1 pseudogene is annotated in these 278 nt (G+C 38.3%); it reads right to left on the bottom strand.

What is annotated here, in order from left to right:
- A pseudogene (locus ACSG5Z_RS32710) lies at positions 1-278 on the bottom strand (tyrosine--tRNA ligase); the annotation flags it as partial.

Genomic DNA, 278 nt, shown 5'->3' with positions numbered 1-278 from the left:
ATNCTACTGTATCTTTTGCTAACATATAGTTTAACCCGAAGTTTTTACCGATTTCGCGTAAGAATGAAATAACATCTAAGATACCAAGCCAGTCATAGTTGTTAGCCATTGTTGCTGGGTTGTCCACGTTTTCAAACTCTAAGAAGTTTGAAAGTTGGTTTTTAATGCTTTCTGTGTAGTAAGCTACTGTATCTTTCGTATTTAATGTACGTTCTGCTTTTTTACCACTTGGGTCACCGATCATACCAGTACCACCGCCAACAAGTGCGATTGGTTGG

The organism is Bacillus pretiosus, from assembly GCF_051294775.1.
Lineage (GTDB): Bacteria > Bacillota > Bacilli > Bacillales > Bacillaceae_G > Bacillus_A > Bacillus_A wiedmannii.
This window is presented reverse-complemented; position numbering and strand designations above follow the sequence as displayed.